General features: G+C 68.3%; 16 protein-coding genes. 9 read left to right on the plus strand and 7 right to left on the minus strand.

The window, feature by feature from the left end; genetic code table 11:
• The first annotated feature begins 178 nt into the window (after nt 1-178).
• Together TSO352_RS30810 and TSO352_RS30815 are read left to right on the plus strand one after the other, a co-directional pair.
• Nucleotides 179-1,087 carry an IclR family transcriptional regulator gene (locus tag TSO352_RS30810; RefSeq protein ID WP_109111093.1) on the plus strand — a complete coding sequence of 303 codons (909 nt, stop codon included), beginning with the start codon at nt 179-181 and terminating at the stop codon, nt 1,085-1,087.
• A gap of 406 nt (nt 1,088-1,493) precedes the next feature.
• The gene (locus TSO352_RS30815) at nt 1,494-2,510 is read left to right on the plus strand and encodes an NAD(P)H-quinone oxidoreductase (protein ID WP_109111094.1); all 1,017 of its coding nucleotides are present in this window, start codon (nt 1,494-1,496) and stop codon (nt 2,508-2,510) included.
• Between the two features lie 10 nt (nt 2,511-2,520).
• Here the strand turns inward: TSO352_RS30815 and TSO352_RS30820 are convergent, their stop codons facing one another.
• From TSO352_RS30820 to TSO352_RS30830, 3 genes are all read right to left on the minus strand, one after another.
• Nucleotides 2,521-3,945: a hypothetical protein gene (locus TSO352_RS30820; protein ID WP_109111095.1), complete on the minus strand. Its 1,425-nt coding sequence runs from the start codon at nt 3,943-3,945 to the stop codon at nt 2,521-2,523.
• Between the two features lie 12 nt (nt 3,946-3,957).
• The gene (locus TSO352_RS30825; RefSeq protein ID WP_247872555.1) at nt 3,958-4,671 is read right to left on the minus strand and encodes a BON domain-containing protein; all 714 of its coding nucleotides are present in this window, start codon (nt 4,669-4,671) and stop codon (nt 3,958-3,960) included.
• A 106-nt stretch (nt 4,672-4,777) separates the two neighbouring features.
• Nucleotides 4,778-5,560, minus strand: a complete 783-nt coding sequence (locus tag TSO352_RS30830; protein WP_247872556.1) for an N-acetylmuramoyl-L-alanine amidase — start codon at nt 5,558-5,560, stop codon at nt 4,778-4,780.
• Nucleotides 5,561-5,880: 320 nt separating this feature from the next.
• On the opposite strand from TSO352_RS30830, the gene TSO352_RS33690 reads away from it, so the two are divergent.
• Entirely contained in the window at nt 5,881-6,048 is a 168-nt protein-coding gene (locus TSO352_RS33690; protein ID WP_199231792.1) for a hypothetical protein, read from the plus strand.
• Nucleotides 6,049-6,271: 223 nt separating this feature from the next.
• Here the strand turns inward: TSO352_RS33690 and TSO352_RS30835 are convergent, their stop codons facing one another.
• Entirely contained in the window at nt 6,272-6,658 is a 387-nt protein-coding gene (locus TSO352_RS30835; protein WP_109111098.1) for a hypothetical protein, read from the minus strand.
• 207 nt (nt 6,659-6,865) lie between these two features.
• Between TSO352_RS30835 and purU the strand changes: the two genes are divergently transcribed.
• Nucleotides 6,866-7,732: a formyltetrahydrofolate deformylase gene (purU, locus tag TSO352_RS30840; protein WP_109111099.1), complete on the plus strand. Its 867-nt coding sequence runs from the start codon at nt 6,866-6,868 to the stop codon at nt 7,730-7,732.
• Nucleotides 7,733-7,857: 125 nt separating this feature from the next.
• On the opposite strand, the gene TSO352_RS30845 is transcribed toward purU, so the two are convergent.
• Nucleotides 7,858-8,670, minus strand: coding sequence for a response regulator (locus TSO352_RS30845; protein ID WP_109111100.1), 813 nt, complete (start codon nt 8,668-8,670; stop codon nt 7,858-7,860).
• Between the two features lie 772 nt (nt 8,671-9,442).
• Here TSO352_RS30845 and TSO352_RS30850 point away from each other — a divergent pair.
• Together TSO352_RS30850 and TSO352_RS30855 are read left to right on the plus strand one after the other, a co-directional pair.
• Nucleotides 9,443-9,976 (plus strand): hypothetical protein, encoded by a 534-nt coding sequence (locus TSO352_RS30850; protein ID WP_247872557.1) that lies wholly within the window; start codon nt 9,443-9,445, stop codon nt 9,974-9,976.
• A 355-nt stretch (nt 9,977-10,331) separates the two neighbouring features.
• A complete protein-coding gene (locus TSO352_RS30855; protein ID WP_109111102.1) occupies nt 10,332-11,963 on the plus strand; it encodes an AMP-binding protein in 1,632 nt (543 codons plus the stop codon).
• A gap of 9 nt (nt 11,964-11,972) precedes the next feature.
• Here TSO352_RS30855 and TSO352_RS30860 read toward each other — a convergent pair whose 3' ends face one another.
• Entirely contained in the window at nt 11,973-12,848 is an 876-nt protein-coding gene (locus tag TSO352_RS30860) for a ChbG/HpnK family deacetylase (RefSeq protein WP_109111103.1), read from the minus strand.
• A gap of 73 nt (nt 12,849-12,921) precedes the next feature.
• A complete protein-coding gene (locus TSO352_RS30865; RefSeq protein ID WP_109111104.1) occupies nt 12,922-13,878 on the minus strand; it encodes a DMT family transporter in 957 nt (318 codons plus the stop codon).
• Nucleotides 13,879-14,272: 394 nt separating this feature from the next.
• Between TSO352_RS30865 and TSO352_RS30870 the strand changes: the two genes are divergently transcribed.
• The 3 genes from TSO352_RS30870 (at nt 14,273) to TSO352_RS30880 (ending at nt 18,015) form a co-directional block, all read left to right on the plus strand.
• Nucleotides 14,273-15,871, plus strand: coding sequence for an ABC transporter substrate-binding protein (locus TSO352_RS30870; protein WP_109111105.1), 1,599 nt, complete (start codon nt 14,273-14,275; stop codon nt 15,869-15,871).
• A 212-nt stretch (nt 15,872-16,083) separates the two neighbouring features.
• A complete protein-coding gene (locus tag TSO352_RS30875) occupies nt 16,084-17,094 on the plus strand; it encodes an ABC transporter permease subunit (protein ID WP_109111106.1) in 1,011 nt (336 codons plus the stop codon).
• Nucleotides 17,095-17,103: 9 nt separating this feature from the next.
• A complete protein-coding gene (locus TSO352_RS30880) occupies nt 17,104-18,015 on the plus strand; it encodes an ABC transporter permease subunit (protein WP_199231793.1) in 912 nt (303 codons plus the stop codon).
• Nucleotides 18,016-18,019: the final 4 nt, after the last annotated feature.

The following is an 18,019-nucleotide window of genomic DNA, read 5'->3' on the forward strand; positions in this document are numbered from 1 at the left end:
GCGCTGGGTTCGACCATGCTGACGGTCTTCAAGGGCTGACACCATCCCGCGGGACCGCCGCCAAGCGGTCCCGCGGTTCCAACCGAACGTTCCTTGTCCGCACACACGTCTTTCGTCCGCACATCAGCCGCAACAGACAGGCGCTGCCAAAGCGCCGATACCCCGAGGGAGATGGGACATGAAAGCGCAAGCCCACACCACCGCCATGGCGCGCCGGGTCATCCACCAGGACCCCAGCGAGGGCGCCGCGGCGATCATCAAGACCGCGATCATCGAGACCCCGCTGGTCAAGAACGACAACGCCAAGGCCGAGCGCGGCCAGGTGGTGCAGTCGCTCTGCCGCGCGCTGAACATCCTGACCATCCTGGGTGCGGCGGACAGCCCGATGACCCTGACCGAGATCGCCGAGGCCGCCAGCCTGTCGCCCTCCACCACCCATCGCCTGCTGACGACGCTGCAGTACGAGCGCTACGTCCGCTTCGACCAGAGCGTGCGCGGCTGGGTGGTCGGCGTGCAGGCCTACATGACCGGCACCAATTTCCTGAAGACCCGCAATCTGGTCGACGTCGCCCGCCCGCGCATGCGCCGCCTGATGGAGGAGAGCAGCGAGATCGTCAATCTGGCGGTCGAGGAGAACGGCGAGGCGCTGTATCTCGCCCGCGTCGGCGGTCCGCGCGCCGCCCAGGTCGCGGTGCCGCCGGCCGACCGCACGCTGCTGCACTGCTCGGCGGTCGGCAAGGCGCTGCTCGCCGGCATGCCCGAGACCAAGGTGCAGGCCATCGTGACCCAGCGCGGCATGCGCCAGTTCACCCGCAGCACCCTGTCGTCGCTGCCGGCGCTGCACCGCGACCTGACGCTGGTCCGCACCCGCGGCTACGCGTTGGACCAGGAGGAGCGGGTGTCGGGGTTGCGCTGCGTCGCCGCGCCGATCTTCGACGAGAATTCCCGCGTGATGGGGGCCCTGTCGCTGTCCGGTTCCAGCCGGCGCATCGAGGACGCGCGGCTGCGCGCGCTGGGCGAGATGGTCAAGCGCGCCGCCGCGGCCGTGACCATGGAACTGGGCGGCCGGGTTCCGGTCGCCAACTGATCCGGCTTTCCATCCACGCACAATGAACGCCAAGAGCTGACGGGAGGTGCGCCCGTCGGTGTTTCCTCCCTGGCGCACTCGGGCCGCGTTCCCAACGGAATGCGGCCCTTTTTCATGGTCGTCGGACGGTTTCCGCGAGGTGGAAAAGCCGCGAATTTCCGGCGCGTTCTTGACGGATCGGTGCGATTGTCCGTCTTGGGAAAGGCGTTCCTTTCCCATCGGGCGGATGTGTTGTTTTGCATGTTCGCGCTTCTCTCGGAGACTGGCCGTGCTGATGACAGCACGGCCATTTTTTTTGATCTTTCCGCAGGGCGAAATCCGCTCCGCCGCCGCGTTGCCGCCCACGGTCCCGCCGCGACACAGTGCCCCTCCGTCAACGAAACGACAGGGCAGGGGGAGGTGCGGCATGGGCGAATCCGGAACGATGATGGCGATCGGGGTGAGCCAACCCGGCAAGCCGGAGGTGCTGGTCCCGGTGCGCCGCCCGGTGCCGGAGCCGGCGGCCGGCGAGCTGCTGATCGCCGTGCAGGCCGCCGGGGTCAATCGGCCGGACGTGCTCCAGCGGCTCGGCAAGTACAACCCGCCGCCGGGCACCACCGACATCCCTGGCCTCGAGGTCGCCGGCACCGTCGCCGCGCTGGGCGAGGGCGTCCCCAACGGAGTGGGCGGTTGGAGCGTCGGCGATCCGGTCTGCGCCCTGCTGGCCGGCGGCGGCTATGCCGAATTCTGCGTGGTGCCGGCGGCGCAGGTCCTGCCGATCCCGGCCGGCCTGTCGATGGTCGAGGCGGCGGCGCTGCCCGAGACATTTTTCACCGTCTGGTCGAACGTGTTCGAGCGCGGCGGCCTGCAGCCCGGCGAGGCGCTGCTGGTCCATGGCGGCACGTCCGGCATCGGCACCACGGCGATCCAGCTCGGCGCGGCCTTCGGCGCCCGCGTCTTCGCCACCGCCCGTGGCGCCGACAAGTGCCGCGCCTGCACCGATCTGGGGGCCGAGCGCGCCATCGACTACGACAATGAGGACTTCGTCGCCGTGGTCAAGGACGCGACCGGCGGGGCCGGCGTGAATGTCGTGCTCGACATCGTCGGCGGCGACTATGTCGGCCGCAGCATCGACGCGCTGGCGGTCGACGGGCGTTACGTCTGCATCGGCTTCGTCCGCGGGGCGACGGCGACCGTCAACTTCTTCCCGGTGATGACCAAGCGCCTGACGCTGACCGGATCGACCCTGCGCGCCCGCCCGGTGTCCTACAAGGCGGCGATTGCCGGCCAGTTGCGCGCACGGGTCTGGCCGCTGATCGCCGCGGGCCGGGTCAAGCCGGTCGTCCACGACATCTTCCCGCTGGCGAACGCCGCCGACGCCCACCGCCTGATGGAAAGCAACCGCCACATCGGCAAGATCGTGCTGTCGGTCGGCGGGGAGTAACCCCCCGACCTCAGTCGAGCATCGGCAGCCCGGTTTCGATCCGGACCAGCGCCGCCAGCAGCGGCGCGCCGATGTCGCGGCGGACGAAGTTGCTGGCCTTCTCCGCCGCGTTGATCGCCTGCTGGAAGGTCCGGCGCCAGCGGTCGTCGTTGTAGAAGGATTTTTCCGCCTTGGCCTTCTGGGCCAGCAGGCCGGGCCGGCGGCCGGCGGCCTCGTCGACCAGCTTGTTCAGGCGGTTCATCAGGTCGTTGCCGGCGGCCGGTTCGCCGCGCTTCACCGCCGCCTCGATCAGGTCGGCGTAGGCCTCGCCGCGGGTGTCGATGTCGGCGGTCTGCGCCGCATACTCCACCGCCAGCGCCATGTCGCCGCGCTTGCCCAGCCGCCCGAGCACCGCCGGCACCGTCCAGGGATTCTCGTCCTGCACCGTGCTGAGCAGCCCCAGCGCCAGCTTGGCGTCGCCGAGGTCGGCCGCCGCCACCGCCAGTTCCGGCGGGCAGCACTCGCCCTTGGTTTCCTTGAACTTGGAGAACTGGGTCTCGACCGTGTTCAGGAACAGGGTGCGGGCCTGCGCCTCCTTGCCGGCGCGCAGCAGCGTCTGGGCGACCAGCCCCAGCTCCCACGCGCAGTTGTGGCTGGCGGCGTAGCTCTTGGCCTCGTCGGCCAGTGCGTTGGTCAGGCCGCTGTCGCCGCGCCACGCCGCCGCCTTGGCGATGTCGGCGAGGTTGTAGATGCGGGTGGAGCAGTCGTTGATCTGCCGGGTGATGTCGAGCGCCAGCGGCGACTGGCCCATCAGCGCCAGGGCGCGGGCGACGAACAGGTCCTGGCCCGAGCTGTCGGCGACGCCGCCACGCCGCACGGCGCTGACGAAGGGCGCCACGATCTCCTTGGCGCGGCCGGGATCGCCCAGCTGCTGGTAGGCGACGGCCAGCGACAGCCAGTCCCAGCGCGCCGCCGAGATCGGCGTTTCCACCGGCGGCAGCATCTCGCCGATGCGGTGGAGGAAGCACAGGCTGCTCAGCGGCTCGTTGCAGACCAGCGCGCGGATGCGCGAGCGGAATTCGTAGAAGTCGAAGTCGCCGACGAACTGGTTGGTGACGAGTTGCACCGCCAGCGGGCTGTCGGGGTACTTGGTCACGATCTCGTTGAACAGCTTGTCGGCCTCTTTCAGCAGGCGCGACTCCTCGGCGACGTCATAGGTGCCGTCGGCCTGCCGGATCAGTTGCAGCGCCTGCACGAACATGCGGTTGGCCGGGCCCGGCGTGCCGGCGGGCGCGTCGTTGCCCCCGGCATCCGCCCCGCCGGCGGCCTGCGCCATGGCGGGGCCGGCCGCGGACGCCACCCCCAACGTCGCCCCCGACGCCGCGGACAGCAACAGGGCGGCGGCGACGGCGGCGGTGCGGACGAGCGCGAACGCGCGGGCAAGGGCGGAGGCCATGGCGGTTAGGTTTCAACCCTGGAGGCTGGAGAGCAGGCGGACATAGCTGACGACGCGTTGAACGTTGGCGACCGAACGGGCGTGCCGGACCACCCGGTCCAGCTCGTCCTGCGAGGCGGCGACACCCATCAGATAGACAACGCCATCGACGGTATCGATGCTGTAGTTTTGGCTATGAATATCCGCATCGAACGTGATGGCGCTGCGGATCTGGGTTGAAATCCAGGTGTCGCGCGCGCTGTCGACGATGCTGGAATTGTTGTCGACCTGGATCTCGTTGATGACTTCCTTGACGCCCTTGGCCTGCCAGGCGAGCCGCACCGCGTCCAGGCGCATCTGCGCGTCCGCGGCGTGCCCGGTCAGCAGGACCCGGCCCTGGTCGACCGTCAAACCGATGCGGTTGGCGAGGTCGAACGACTGCTGCATCCACAGGTAGTTGATGCGCGTCCGGATTTCGGTGTCGCTGACGAACCCGCCGAAGCCGCGTTCCTGGGTGGCGACGACGGCGGCCCCACCGGCGCCGCCGAGCACCAGCGGCGCACAGCCGGCCTGGGTCAGCCCCGCCGCGCAGGCAAGGCCAAGCAACGCCCAAAGGCGGCTCAAACCCGTCACAGCGTGCCTCCTCTTGCCGGTGTGCGAAGCGCCGGGCGGACACGGCGCGCGGCCGGAAAAAGTCACGGCGGAACGGAGTTTGCAACGGGGAATTTCGGAGGCTTCGCCAGTCATCGTCACTTTGTCCCGTAGTGATGCACGGATGTTGCAGTTGCTGCGCCTGCGAAGGAAGCCGGCGCAGCGACAACCGCGGTCGGATTCTGGCAGTCTCAGGGCGAAATCAGGCGAAAGCTGGGCTGGAGAGCACCGACGCGATTTCGCGCGCCAGGACGCGGGCGACCACCCGGCGGGCGGTGGGATCGCGCAGGATCTCCTCGTCCTTCGGGTTGGACAGGAAGCCGGTTTCGACCAGCACCGACGGCACGTCGGGCGCCTTCAGCACCGCGAAATTGGCCGAGCGCATCGGGTTGTCGAGCAGGTGCAGCTCCCGCCCGGCGCCCTCGACCAGCAGCTGCCGCGCCGCCAGCGAGGCGTTGCGGGTGTGGCGGGCGGTCAGGTCCAGCAGGATGTCCTTGACGATCCGCCCGCCGCCGACCGCCCCGGCCTTGCCGAATCGGTCGGCCTGGTTCTCCTGCTGGGCAAGGCGCGAGGCGAAGGCGTCCGACGCCTTGTCGGACAGGATGTAGGCCGACAGGCCGCGGGCGTCGGCGTTGGGGGCGCTGTCGGCGTGGATCGACACCAGCAGGTCGGCCCCGGCCTTGCGGGTCAGTTGCACCCGCTCGTCGAGTGTCAGGAAACGGTCGTCGCGCCGGGTCAGCGTCGCGGTCACGCCGTGGCGTTCGGCCAGCGAGCGGGCGACGCCGCGGGCGATGTCGAGCGTCACCTCCTTCTCGAAGGTGCCGCGGGTGCCGATGGCGCCGGGATCGTTGCCGCCGTGGCCGGGGTCGAGCATCACCACGCGCGGCCGCGCGCGGGGCGTCCCCGGCGGCTTGCGCTCCGGCTGGCGCGCCGCCGCCGCGGCCGGATGGGCCAGCGCCAGCCCGGCCGTCCCCATCCCGCTCATCCAAAGCGTGCTCAGCCCAAGCCGAAGCAGCTGTCGTCGCTCCATGGTCGAAAAACACCGTGCCGCTTGAGGAGGGGTCGTCAAGTGCGGAGCGATCCGAACACCGGGTCGCGCCGCCCGTTGGTCTTACCCTGACTCGTTAACCAATGCGTGCGCGAAAAAGTATTGTCAAGGTCGGGCAGGTTACCATTCCTGAATATTTGTGAGAGCTTCGACACACGGGCAGACTTGACGATCCGAGGATTCGACAGACGTCATTGGTTGCTTGAAGACGGATTGGAAAAGCGCTAAAATTTTAGCGATCAGCTCGGGAGGTGTCGATGTTGAGGAAAGCCTTGTTCAACATCATCCGGCAAGAGCAGCGCGAGGTCGAGGACGAGCTTGAGCGCGAGGAACAGCGCCCGGCGCCCGACGTCCGCCGTCTCGTGGGTCTGCGGCAGGAGGCGACCAGCCTGCGCCGCGAGCTGGAGCATTTCAACGACGTCTGACGCCGGCCCCCCGTTGAAGACGCTCCGGTGACGATGCTCCATTGAGGACGCTCTGCCCCAACATGACCAACCGGCGCCGGACATAACGGCGACGCCGGCCCGGGTTACGCCGCTCCGCACGTCCCCCTGTACGCTCCCCCTGGGCGCGGTCGGCCGGCGTTCCCTTCTTTTCCGCCCCTTCTCCGCCAGACCGCGGGGGAGGGGTTTGTTTTTCCGGAGGACGCTACCCCAGCTTGGCGTAGCCGCGCTCGATCACCCGCTCCGCCGCTTCGTAGACCGCCAGCATCTCTTCGTAGGCGGTGCGCAGGCGGGCGAGGTCGGCGACCGCGCCGGGGTCGGGGTGCCGCGCCTCCGAGGTCTTCAGGCCGGCGCGGATGTAGTCGGCGCGCAACTCCGCCACCCGGACCGCCATGCGCAGGAAGGAATCCCGGTTCAGGTTCGGCAGCTCGCGCCCGATGACCTCGCAATTGGCCTCCAGGATCGCGGCGTCCATGTTTTCCAGGAAATGGCGGATGCGCTGGCTGCGGCTGCTGTCGGCGGCGTCGGCCGTCAGCAGCTTGTCGACCTTGCCCTTGGTGTATTCGCCGATGATCTTGCCGCCGGATGTCATGGGGTGACCCGCCTCGCCTGAGTGATGGCGCCGATTGTCGCACCGTCGGCGGGCGGAGGCCAGAGCGCCGTGCCGCCACCCCGCCGGGGCATCCACAGGCTCCGATGCCCCGACCTCAGCCCTGCTCATGAAGCAAGTGCAACAGAGCGGTGTTCGTGATAGGGAAGCCCTCCTTCTGTTCCCAATGCACGCCACGGTGGATGCGCGATGTCTGAGACCGGCTCCGACTATATCCTGACCATTTCCTGCCCCGACACGGTCGGCATCGTCTTCGCGGTGTCCGGTTTCCTGGCGGAGCGGAGCTGCAACATCATCGACAGCGCCCAGTTCGGCGACCGCATCTCGGGCCTGTTCTTCCTGCGCATCAACTTCTCCACCGGCCCCGGCGGCCCGTCCCAGCCGGTGCTGGAGGCCGACTTCGCCGCCCAGGTGGCGGACCGGTTCGCCATGACCTGGAAGCTGCACGACACCCGCCGCCGGCCGCGCGTGCTGATCATGGTGTCGAAGTTCGGCCACTGCCTGAACGACCTGCTGTACCGCTACCGCACCGGCTACCTGCCGATCGAGATCCCGGCCATCGTCTCCAACCACCGCGATTTCTACCAGCTGGCGGCGTGGCACAACATCCCGTTCCACCACATCCCGGTGACGCCCGACAACAAGGCGCAGCAGGAACAGCGCCTGCTGGACATCGTCAACGACGAGAAGATCGACCTGGTGGTGCTCGCCCGCTACATGCAGGTGCTGTCCGGCGCGCTGTGCGAGCGGATGGCCGGCCGGGTCATCAACATCCACCACAGCTTCCTGCCCAGCTTCAAGGGCGCCAAGCCCTACCACCAGGCGCACGCGCGCGGGGTGAAGCTGATCGGCGCCACCGCGCACTACGTCACCTCCAACCTCGACGAAGGCCCGATCATCGAGCAGGAGGCCGAGCGCGTCGACCACACGATGACGCCCGACGACCTGGTGGCCATCGGGCGTGACATCGAGAACATCGTGCTGGCCCGCGCCGTCCGTTACCACGTCGAACACCGCGTGCTGCTGAACGGCAGCAAGACGGTGGTCTTCCGCTAGAGTGCGATCGGTTCAAGCGGAAACGCCTGGGCCGTGAATCACGCGGGAAATCAAAGAGCTGGAGTCTGTCAGATGCGTCAGCAGGCATCTGGCAGACTCCAAGCAGGCGCGCGCCGCCCGCCCCCTCAGTGGGGCTGGGCGGTTTCGCGGGTGTCTTCCGGCTGGGGCATGAACACGGCGCGGGTGATCGCCTGTTCGATCTGGTCGCGGGTGAAGGGCTTCGGGATGACCGGGCCCAGATGCTCCAGCCCGTGCTTGGCCAGATCATCGGGGAAGGCGGTGACGAAGATCACCGGCAGGAAGCGGCGGGCCCGAAGCTCGCGCGCGACCTCCAGCCCGTTGTCGCCGTCGGCCAGCCGGATGTCCATCAGCGCCAGCGTCGGCCGGTGCTCCGCCGCCAGGGCCAGCGCCTCGTCCATCGTCGCCGCGTTGCCGCAGACGATGTGGCCCATGCCGCGCACCGTCTCCGCCAGGTCGAAGGCGATGATCGCGTCGTCCTCGACGATCAGGATGGTGGCGGTCAGCCGGGCCCGCACGCGTTCCCGCGCGTGGTTCAGCCGCTCCATCGCCGCCTCCGGCGGCAGGTCCAGCACCGCCGCGGCGTCGCCGACCGGCAGATCCTCCAGGTTGACCAGCAGGTACAGCCGGCGGTCGACCTCCTCCAGGGTGGCCAGTGCCGATTCCACCGGGTGGTAGGGGGCGATGGACGGCGGGAGGCCTTCCTGGTCCTGCAATTCGTTCAGATGGCGGTAGAGCGTGCCGCGGGACAGGTCGCCGGCCTTGCCGCCCTTGTCGGTGTCCGCCTCGTTCACCTCCAGGTACCACTCCAGGGTCTGGGTCACCAACGCGTCTCCGCGCCCGTTCGTGCCGGTCAGCGCACGGGCGTAGCGGCGCAGGTAGGGCAAATGCTGCATGAAGTGACCGGTGTACTGCTCCATCTTTACTCCCCGTGCCTTTCTTCGGCGCGTGTTCCTGGCATCCTGCCCCGATCGACCGACCGCGTGCCGGGCGGGCCATCGCGGCGGTTGGTCCTTCGCGTGAGGTCGCAACGCCGTCGACGCTGCTTCGATGAACAGACTGACGCATCCCGACCCGCGACGGTCGAAATCATATGGCGCAGTCCACGGCCTAACGGGAGTGAACCCGAAAGATTTATTCGAGATACCTGCAAGGAATTACCCAGCCCGGATAGGGTCGAAGCGTGTGGGAGATGCCTGAATGGGGAGCCGGCCGATGACCAGCGTCACCCCGGCCTAGGGAGTTCCAGGAGGGAGCGCTTAACCGTTCGGAAAGGCTTAGCGGGCTAGTCTGACATTGCCCTCCGGCCCAGGCTGTGCGAGGGCGAGGCGAGTGTTCCCGATCCTCGAACGCGCCGGTCTTCCCCCAGGCCGGCGCGTTTTTCTGCCGTCGCGCCGGTCCGCCGCGCCAAGGCTGGAACCAAACCGCCGGCGCGGTGTTCTGAGAGGCAATGGTGTGATTCCTCCCTGAACCGCCAGTCCCTATCGCCGCCGCGCGCCCCGCGTTCATCGTGAGTGGCGCCGGCGGCGAAATTTTCTCGCCGTGTGGCGACGGAGCGGAACCGGTGTTCGTCGCAACCCGGTGCTTGCAACGCGCTTAATCGGAAGTTAAGGACATCGGCTCACCGTCATTAGTGGGGGGTGGTGGTCGTGCGCCGCCCGTCCAGTTGCCGCATCGGGTCCGGGTTTGTGCATGGAAGACCAAGAGTTCGATCGGTCCCTGATGGACGGCGTTCCGCCGGACGAACTGGCCGACCATGCCTTGTGGCGGGCGCGTGTCCAGGGCACGAACATTTCCGAAAAGACCTTGCTGGCCACCGATTATCTCAATCACTTCAACGAAATCGTGATGCTGATCGAGATGATCCCCGACATGCCGGACATGCTCGAGGAATGCCTGATCTGGCAGCCCAAGACCTACGCCGAGCATTTCCGCGACAGCGGCTTTTCCGACCGCGAGCTGGCCATCGAGGCGTACGAGCATGTGCCGTCCAAGTTCCGGCGGCCGTTCGAGGACACCATCGCCCAGGCCCATCAGGTCATCGCCCGCACCCTGGAGCGGATCGGCACCGACATCGACAGCGGTGATCCGGAAAAGCTGCGGCTCGACTGCCAGACCTCGGTGGCGATGATCCACCGCATCATCCAGGTCGCCAACGGCATCATCCACGGCACCGCCCATGTCATGGAACAGGGCGAGATCGACCTGTATCTGCAAAACGGCTGAGACCTTCGAAGGGCTCACCAATACTTTCGATGCAAAACGCGGGTCTCACCAACGGAAACCAGCCGATTCCAGGCACTTGGCCCAGCGGGAATGGCGATTGATGGTGCATCCACCATTCGTTCGTTGCATGGCTCAGTTCCCGCCCACGGCACTATAGTCGGAGCACAAAGAAAAAGACGGGGGCGTGATCAAACGTCCGCCGCGGGGGAGATGGAGCAAACCCATGAAGGGATGCGCTTTCGCGCCGGCCGATGGCATGGCCGTGTCTGAGTCGCGTGTGTGGCGGCCCGGCCCGCCCGCCGATTATGCCCGTCCAGCCGCACCCGTCGCCCAGCGGGGGGAGGACGGCAGGCGCATGGCACCATCCGGGCATCGCGACAGTTTCGCCCGCGACCGCCTGCCGGCGCCGTCCCAGCGCCCCGATCTGATCCTCGACCGCCCGGAACTCCGGTACCCTGAACGCCTGAACGCCGCCTCCGCCCTGATCGACGGCTGGCGCGACCGCGGCTGGGACGACCGGCCCTGCCTGATCGGCAGCGACGGCGAGGTGTGGAGCTATGGCCGCCTGCGTGACACCGTCGACCGCATCGCCCGCGTCCTGACGGAGGATTACGGGCTGGTCACCGGCAACCGCGTCCTGCTGCGCGGACCGAACACGCCGATGCTGGCGGCCTGCTGGCTGGCGGTGATCAAGGCCGGCGGCGTGCTGGTGCCGACCATGCCGCTGCTGCGCGCGCCCGAACTGGCCGATGTGCTGAAGCGCGCGTCGATCAACATGGCGCTGTGCGACACCCGCTACCTCGACGACCTGGAAGAGGCGGCGGTGCCGTCGCTGCGCATCGTCGGCTTCCGCGACGGCGAGCTGGAGCACCGCATCGCCACCAAGCCGGCGGGCTTCGAGGCGGCCGACACCGCCAACGACGACGTGGCGCTGATCGCCTTCACCTCCGGCACCACCGGCACGCCCAAGGCGGCGGCCCACCTGCACCGCCATCTGCTGGCGATCACCGACCTGTCGCCGCGTTCGGTGCTGGAAACCCGCGCCGACGATGTCTTCTGCGGCTCGCCGACGCTGGCCTTCGCCTACGGGTTGGGCGGGTTGCTGCTGTTCCCGCTGCGCATCGGCGCCTCGGTCATCCTGCTGGAGCGCGGCACCTGCGACCGGCTGCTGGAGGCGGCGGCGCGGCACAAGGCGACGGTGATGTTCACCGTGCCCACCGTGTACCGCGGCATGATCGGTCGGCTGACCGCCGACCCCAGGGTGGCCGACGGCCTGCGGTCGCTGCGGCTGTGCGTGTCGGCCGGCGAACCGCTGCCGCAGTTGACCTTCGACGACTGGCGGGCGGCGACCGGTCTGGAGATTCTCGACAGCCTCGGCACCACCGAGCTGCTGAACGCGGTGCTGCACGCGGTGCCCGGCGACGTCCGCCCCGGCTCCACCGGCAAGCCGGTGCCCGGTTACGAGGCGATGGTGGTCGACGACCAGTTCCGCCGCCTGCCGCCGGGCCAGGTCGGGCGGCTGGCGGTGCGCGGGGCGACGGGCTGCCTCTACCTCGACGATCCGCGGCAGGAATGCTACGTCCAGCAGGGCTGGAACCTGACCGGCGACGCCTTCCACGTCGATGAGGACGGTTTCTTCTGGTACCACGCCCGCACCGACGACCTGATCGTGTCGGCCGGCTACAAGATCTCCGGCCTGGAGGTCGAGAACATCCTGCTGGGCCACGAGGCGGTGCAGGAATGCGCGGTGATCGCCGCGCCCGATCCGGTGCGCGGGACGATCCCCAAGGCCTTCGTCGTCATCCGCGACGGCGTGCTCGCCGACGAACGTCTGGCCGAGGAGCTGCAGAGCTACGTCAAGGAGCACATCGCGCCCTACAAGTACCCGCGCGCGGTGGAATTCCTCGACGCGCTGCCGCGGACCGAGACCGGCAAGGTCCAGCGCTTCAAGTTGCGCCGCCGCGCCTGGGAACCCGACGAGGAGTGACGGTTCGCGTCAGGCGGTCAGCCCGGCGAAGCGGGTCAGGCGGATGTTGCGCCGCTCCAGCAGGGCGGCGAACTCCGGCCCCTTGAGATAGTCGTATTCGCTGCGCCGCGGCTCGACCAGCGTGTCGACCCGGCGCAGGTCCGCGTCGGGCAGGCCGGGATGCACCATCACCAGGGTGCGGTTGCCGGCCCCCCCGGCGATCCCGTCGAGGAAGCGCGGCATCAGCGCGGCGAGCGGTTGTTTGCCGGCGAAGTCGTAGACGCCGGCGAAGCGGTCGTTGGCGGGGATGCCGCGCGCCCGCACCATCCGGGCCAGCCCGCCGCCCAGCCCGCCGATCAGCAGCGTCTTCGGCACCGCCACCCCGCGCCGCAGCACCGCCGACACCGGCTCGCCGCACAGGCGGACATAGGCGCCGGGCAGGGTGGCCAGCGCCTCCACCACCGCCTCGCGCACGCCGGGCAGCTGGTGGACATGCTGGTGGCCGTCGATGTGGTCGGGCGGGCCGCCCCAGCCGTCGCGGAAGGCGGCGAGCTGCCGCGCCAGCTCGGCGCGGATCTCGGCACGGGCGGCCGGCGTGTTCAGGCGCCCGCGGTAGGCCCAGCCCATCAGCCGCCCCAGCGGCGGCAATCGTCCCTCCGGCGCCAGGGTCGGCATCGGCCCCAGCGGCGGCTGGTCGGTCAGGGTGAAGTGCAGCCCGACGTCGGCCTTGTCCTTCAGCGCGCGCAGGGCATCGGCCTCGGGGCGCCAGTGCGGGCACAGGCTCATCACCGAGGTGGCGGTCAGGCGTCCGGCGGCGATCAGCTCGCGGATGGCGGCGTTCACCCCGGGCGCCAGCCCGTAATCGTCGGCGCAGAGCAGGAGCGGGGTGGGGGAGGTCTGGGACATCGGGGTGCCGGTCGGCCGCGGACGAAAGGTCCGGCCAAGATGGGCGGGCGCCGGCCCGGGATCAAGCCCGCCGTCAGAGCGCCTTCGACGGAGCCGGCGCAGCCTCTTCGGCCGTGACCGTCGCCGCCCGGCGGCCGGGCAGCGTCGCCAGCGTCACGCCGGGCAGCACGAACAGCACGCCGACCAGATGGAAGCCCTGCAACGGCTCGTCCAGCAGCAGCATCGAGGCGAGCGCCGCCCACAGCGGCGAGACGTACAGCGCGGTGGAGGCGCGCGCCGCCCCCATCATCGCGATGGTCTTCTGGTAGGCGAGCAGCGCCAGGACCGAGGCGAACAGCGCCACCGCCACGATCGACAGGAAGGTGACGACGGAAAACGGCACCGGCCGCACCGCGACGCTCTCCCACGCGTAGAAGGGCGCCAGCACCAGCACGCCGGCGAAGGCGTTGGCGGCGAAGGCGGTGACCACCGGAAGTGGTGCGCCCGATTGACGCAGAAGGATGGTGTAGACCGACCACGACACCGCCCCGGTCAGCACCAGCAGGTCGCCGACGCTGACGGTCAGGTGACGCAGCGCCTCCAGATCGCCGCGGGTCAGGATCACCAGCACGCCGGCCATCGCCAGCAGGATCCCCAGCACCTGGCGCGGTCGGATCGCGTCGCCCAGCCACACCGCGGCGATGCCCAGGATCATCGCCGGGCTGGTGGCGTAGATCAGGCTGGCGTTGGTGGCGCTGGTCCGCTCCAGCCCGTAATAGACGATGGCGCCGGAAATCCCCTGGCCCAGCACCCCGAGCAGCAGGTAGCGCCGCCACTCCCGCAGCAACCGGTGGCGGTGGACCAGCAACCCCCGCAGGGCGAAGGGCAGGACGATCAGGAAGGCGATCAGCCAGCGCCAGAAGGCGAGCCCGATCGGCGGCACCACATGGGCCACGGCCCGGCCGACCACCGGGTTGGACGCCAGCAGCGCCGACCCGATCAGATAAAGGCTGTAGGCGGCGAACGGACCGGAACGGAACAGGGGCGGCATCGGCGTCGAGAGGTCCCATGGCGGAAATGACTTGCAACTCAGCCTAGCATGCGGCCCCATGGCGACCTTCACGGCGGGTGCGCATGGCTGCCGTCCGGCTGCCGCCGGTGGGCACCCGCTCCCGCGTTTCGCTTGCTCTGTGCGATTCGGTGGGTGAGGGTTCTGTCCGTTCGGTCAAGCAAACAGTTCGCTTCGCAACTGTTGCGTTTCCGGCGACAAAATCAGTTGGAAACATCGTGTTGGCACCTCAAAAGATGCGGTACGGTGTGACGTAACGACGTATGCATGTTCACGTTGACAGGTGCCTTTGGCACGCGCCAAATGGCTGCCTTATTTCCAAAAGCGATCTGGCAAATTCCCTGAACGCTCCAACCGGAATCGGGAGGCAAGACGAATGAAGCGCATCCTGCTGGGTGCCGGGCTTGGTATGGCCGCGGCGCTGGCGCTGACGGCGCCGGCCCAGGCCGCGAAGACCCTTGTTTATTGCTCCGAGGGCAGCCCTGAAAACTTCAACCCGATGTTGAACACGACCGGCACCAGCTTCGACGTGGCGCTTCCGGTCTACAACAACCTCGTCCAGTTCGAGCACGGCGGCACCAAGGTCGTTCCGGGCCTGGCCGAATCCTGGACGATCTCCGACGACGGTCTGGTCTACACGTTCAAGCTGCGCGCCGGCGCCAAGTGGCACAGCAACGCCGACTTCAAGCCGACGCGCGACGCCAACGCCGACGACGTGATCTTCTCGTTCGAGCGCCAGTGGAAGGCCGACAGCCCCTATCACAAGGTGTCGGGCGGCGCGTACGACTACTTCAACGACATGGCGATGCCCAAGCTGTTGAAGTCGATCGAGAAGGTGGACGACCTGACGGTCAAGTTCACCCTGAACGCGGTCGAGGCGCCGTTCCTGGCCAACCTCGCCATGCCGTTCGCGCCGATCATGTCGGCCGAATACGCCGCGATGCTGCTGAAGAAGGGCACGCCGGAGAAGCTGGACCAAGTTCCGATCGGCACCGGTCCGTTCCAGTTCGTCGCCTACCAGAAGGACGCCGTCGTCCGCTACAAGGCGTTCGAACAGTATTGGGGCGGCAAGCAGCCGCTCGACAACCTCGTCTTCGCGATCACGCCCGACGCGGCGGTCCGGCTGGCCAAGCTGAAGGCCAACGAATGCCAGGTCATGCCGTACCCGAACCCGGCCGACATCGAGGCGATGAAGAAGGACACCTCGATCCTCGTCCAGGAGCAGGAAGGCCTGAACGTCGGTTACGTCTCCTTCAACGTGACCAAGAAGCCGTTCGACGACGTGCGCGTCCGCCGCGCCGTCAGCATGGCGATGGACAAGAAGGCGATCGTCGCCGCGGTCTACCAGGCCGCCGGTGTCCCGGCCAAGAACCCGATCCCGCCGACCATGTGGTCGTACAACGACGCGATCGAGGATTATCCGTACGACATCGAGCGGGCGAAGAAGCTGCTGGCCGACGCCGGCTACCCCAACGGTTTCGAAACCGACCTGTGGGCGATGCCGGTGCAGCGCCCCTACAACCCCAACGCCAAGCGCGTCGCCGAGATGATGCAGGCCGATCTGGCCAAGGTCGGCGTCAAGGCGAAGATCGTGCAGTACGAGTGGGGTGAATACCGCAAGCGGATGCAGCAGGGCGAGCACCAGATGGGCATGCTCGGCTGGACCGGCGACAACGGCGATCCCGACAACTTCCTCTACACCCTGCTGGGTTGCGAGGCGGCGCGTCCGGGCGGCAACAACCTGTCGAAGTGGTGCAACAAGGAGTTTGACGACCTCGTCGTCCAGGCCAAGCGCACCACCGACATCGCCGCCCGCACCAAGCTGTACGAACAGTCGCAGGTGATCTTCAAGGAAGAGGCGCCCTGGTACACCATCGCCCATTCGGTGGTGTACATGGGTCTTGCCAAGAACGTCGTCGGCTACAAGATGGACCCGTTCGGCGTCCATCGCTTCGAAGGCGTCGACCTGAAGTGAGCGATGCGCCCTTCGGGTTTCGAAGGGCGCGGGTGACGAGGTGAATGGGGGGCGGGGGTTTTGCGTTCGGCGACGCCCCCGCCCCCCTTCCTTCCCCGCCGGCGGTGGCGAAGGCTGTGTCTGCATGGGGCCGTCGGCCCCGATGATCGTGGGGTTCCGATGAGGAACCCCGTTTCCGTTTTGACCGACGTTTGAAAAATGAGTCCCTCTCGATGCTTCGCTTCATCCTGACGCGGGTGAGCTTGGTGATTCCGACCTTCCTCGGCATCACCTTCCTGACCTTCATCCTGATCCGGCTGGTTCCCGGCGACCCCATCGAGGTGCGCGTCGGTGAACGGGGCATCGCGCCCGAACGGCTGGCCGCCTTCCGCCACGAACTCGGCCTCGACCAACCGCTGTGGCAGCAGTTCCTCGACTATGTCGGTCACGTGCTGTCCGGCGATTTCGGGCTGTCGCTGATCACCCACAACCCGGTGCTGAGCGAGTTCGTCACGCTGTTCCCGGCGACGCTGGAACTGGCGCTGTGCGCCATGCTGTTCGCGACGCTGATCGGGCTGCCGGCCGGCATCCTGGCGGCGGTGAAGCGCGGGTCGCTGTTCGACCACGGCGTGATGGGCGCCAGCCTGACCGGCTATTCGATGCCGATCTTCTGGTGGGGCCTGCTGCTGATCCTGTTCTTCTCGGTCGCGCTGGGCTGGACCCCGGTGTCGGGGCGGCTCGACCTGGTCTATTACGTGGAGCCGGTGACCGGCTTCATGCTGATCGACACGCTGATGGCCGGCGATTACGACGCCTTCCGCTCGGCGCTGTCGCACCTGATCCTGCCGACCATCGTGCTGGGCACGGTGCCGCTGGCGGTGGTGGCGCGCATGACCCGCTCGGCCATGCTGGAGGTGCTGGGGGAGGATTACATCCGCACCGCCCGCGCCAAGGGGCTGGCCGACCGCCGGGTCATCGGCATGCACGCGCTGCGCAACGCGCTGATCCCGGTGGTGACCGTCATCGGCCTGCAGGTCGGCACGCTGCTCGGCGGCGCCATCCTGACCGAGACCATCTTTTCCTGGCCGGGCGTCGGCAAGTGGCTGATCGAATCGATCAACCGCCGCGACTATCCGGCGCTGCAGGGCGGTGTCCTGCTGATCGCCACCTCGGTGATCCTGGTCAATCTGCTGGTGGACGTGCTGTACGGCGTCCTCAACCCCCGCATCCGTCACGCGCGGTGAGGCGAAACCATGTCCGCTGAGATTTCGACCCAATCAGACCCCGCCGTCGCGGTGTCGCGCCCGCCGCACCCGCTGGCCGAGTTCTGGTATCACTTCAAGCAGAACAAGGGCGCGCTGCTCGGCCTCGTGGTGATCCTGCTGATCGCGGTGATCGCCGTGCTGGCCGGCGTGCTGGCCCCGCACGACCCCGACATCCAGTACCGCGACGCCATCCTCTCCCCGCCGGTCTGGCAGGAGGGCGGCACCTGGACCTACCTGCTGGGCACCGACGACATCGGCCGCGACATGCTGTCGCGCCTGATGTACGGCGCCCGGCTGTCGATGCTGATCGGCCTGATCGTCGTCACCCTGTCGCTGGCGGTCGGGCTCGGCCTCGGGCTGCTGGCCGGCTTCTTCGGCGGGATGGCCGACGTGCTGATCATGCGCGCCATGGACATCCTGCTGGCGCTGCCGTCGCTGCTGCTGGCGGTGGTGGTCGCCGCCATCCTCGGGCCGGGGCTGACCAACGCCATGCTGGCGGTGTCGGTGGTGGTGATCCCGCACTACGCCCGCCTGACCCGCGCCGCGGTGATGGCGGAGGTCAACAAGGACTATGTCGTCGCCTCGCGCGTCGCCGGGGCCGGGCCGCTGCGCCTGATGCTGATCGTCGTGCTGCCGAACTGCCTGGCGCCGCTGATCGTGCAGGCGACGCTGGGCTTCTCCACCGCCATCCTGGACGCCGCGGCGCTGGGCTTCCTCGGCCTCGGCGCGCAGCCGCCGACGCCGGAATGGGGCACCATGCTGGCCTCGTCGCTGCAGTTCCTCCAGCGCGCGCCGTGGGTGGTGACCTGGCCGGGCGTCGCCATCCTGGTGACCGTGCTGGCCTTCAATCTGTTGGGCGACGGTCTTCGCGACGCGCTCGACCCCAAGCTGAAGCGTTGACGCC

Origin of the sequence: Azospirillum sp. TSO35-2, assembly GCF_003116095.1 — a bacterium.
Lineage (GTDB): Bacteria > Pseudomonadota > Alphaproteobacteria > Azospirillales > Azospirillaceae > Azospirillum.

What these genes read in the sequence shown, in the direction of transcription:
- TSO352_RS30825 (WP_247872555.1), bottom strand. Translation starts at nt 4,671, where the DNA reads ATGACTGGCGAAGCCTCCGAAATTCCCCGTTGCAAACTCCGTTCCGCC.
- TSO352_RS30880 (WP_199231793.1), top strand. Translation starts at nt 17,104, where the DNA reads ATGTCCGCTGAGATTTCGACCCAATCAGACCCCGCCGTCGCGGTGTCG.
- purU (WP_109111099.1), top strand. Translation starts at nt 6,866, where the DNA reads ATGTCTGAGACCGGCTCCGACTATATCCTGACCATTTCCTGCCCCGAC.
- TSO352_RS30810 (WP_109111093.1), top strand. Translation starts at nt 179, where the DNA reads ATGAAAGCGCAAGCCCACACCACCGCCATGGCGCGCCGGGTCATCCAC.
- TSO352_RS30875 (WP_109111106.1), top strand. Translation starts at nt 16,084, where the DNA reads ATGCTTCGCTTCATCCTGACGCGGGTGAGCTTGGTGATTCCGACCTTC.
- TSO352_RS30850 (WP_247872557.1), top strand. Translation starts at nt 9,443, where the DNA reads ATGGAAGACCAAGAGTTCGATCGGTCCCTGATGGACGGCGTTCCGCCG.
- TSO352_RS33690 (WP_199231792.1), top strand. Translation starts at nt 5,881, where the DNA reads ATGTTGAGGAAAGCCTTGTTCAACATCATCCGGCAAGAGCAGCGCGAG.
- TSO352_RS30870 (WP_109111105.1), top strand. Translation starts at nt 14,273, where the DNA reads ATGAAGCGCATCCTGCTGGGTGCCGGGCTTGGTATGGCCGCGGCGCTG.
- TSO352_RS30835 (WP_109111098.1), bottom strand. Translation starts at nt 6,658, where the DNA reads ATGACATCCGGCGGCAAGATCATCGGCGAATACACCAAGGGCAAGGTC.
- TSO352_RS30845 (WP_109111100.1), bottom strand. Translation starts at nt 8,670, where the DNA reads ATGGAGCAGTACACCGGTCACTTCATGCAGCATTTGCCCTACCTGCGC.
- TSO352_RS30830 (WP_247872556.1), bottom strand. Translation starts at nt 5,560, where the DNA reads ATGAGCGGGATGGGGACGGCCGGGCTGGCGCTGGCCCATCCGGCCGCG.
- TSO352_RS30815 (WP_109111094.1), top strand. Translation starts at nt 1,494, where the DNA reads ATGGGCGAATCCGGAACGATGATGGCGATCGGGGTGAGCCAACCCGGC.
- TSO352_RS30855 (WP_109111102.1), top strand. Translation starts at nt 10,332, where the DNA reads ATGGCACCATCCGGGCATCGCGACAGTTTCGCCCGCGACCGCCTGCCG.
- TSO352_RS30820 (WP_109111095.1), bottom strand. Translation starts at nt 3,945, where the DNA reads ATGGCCTCCGCCCTTGCCCGCGCGTTCGCGCTCGTCCGCACCGCCGCC.
- TSO352_RS30865 (WP_109111104.1), bottom strand. Translation starts at nt 13,878, where the DNA reads ATGCCGCCCCTGTTCCGTTCCGGTCCGTTCGCCGCCTACAGCCTTTAT.
- TSO352_RS30860 (WP_109111103.1), bottom strand. Translation starts at nt 12,848, where the DNA reads ATGTCCCAGACCTCCCCCACCCCGCTCCTGCTCTGCGCCGACGATTAC.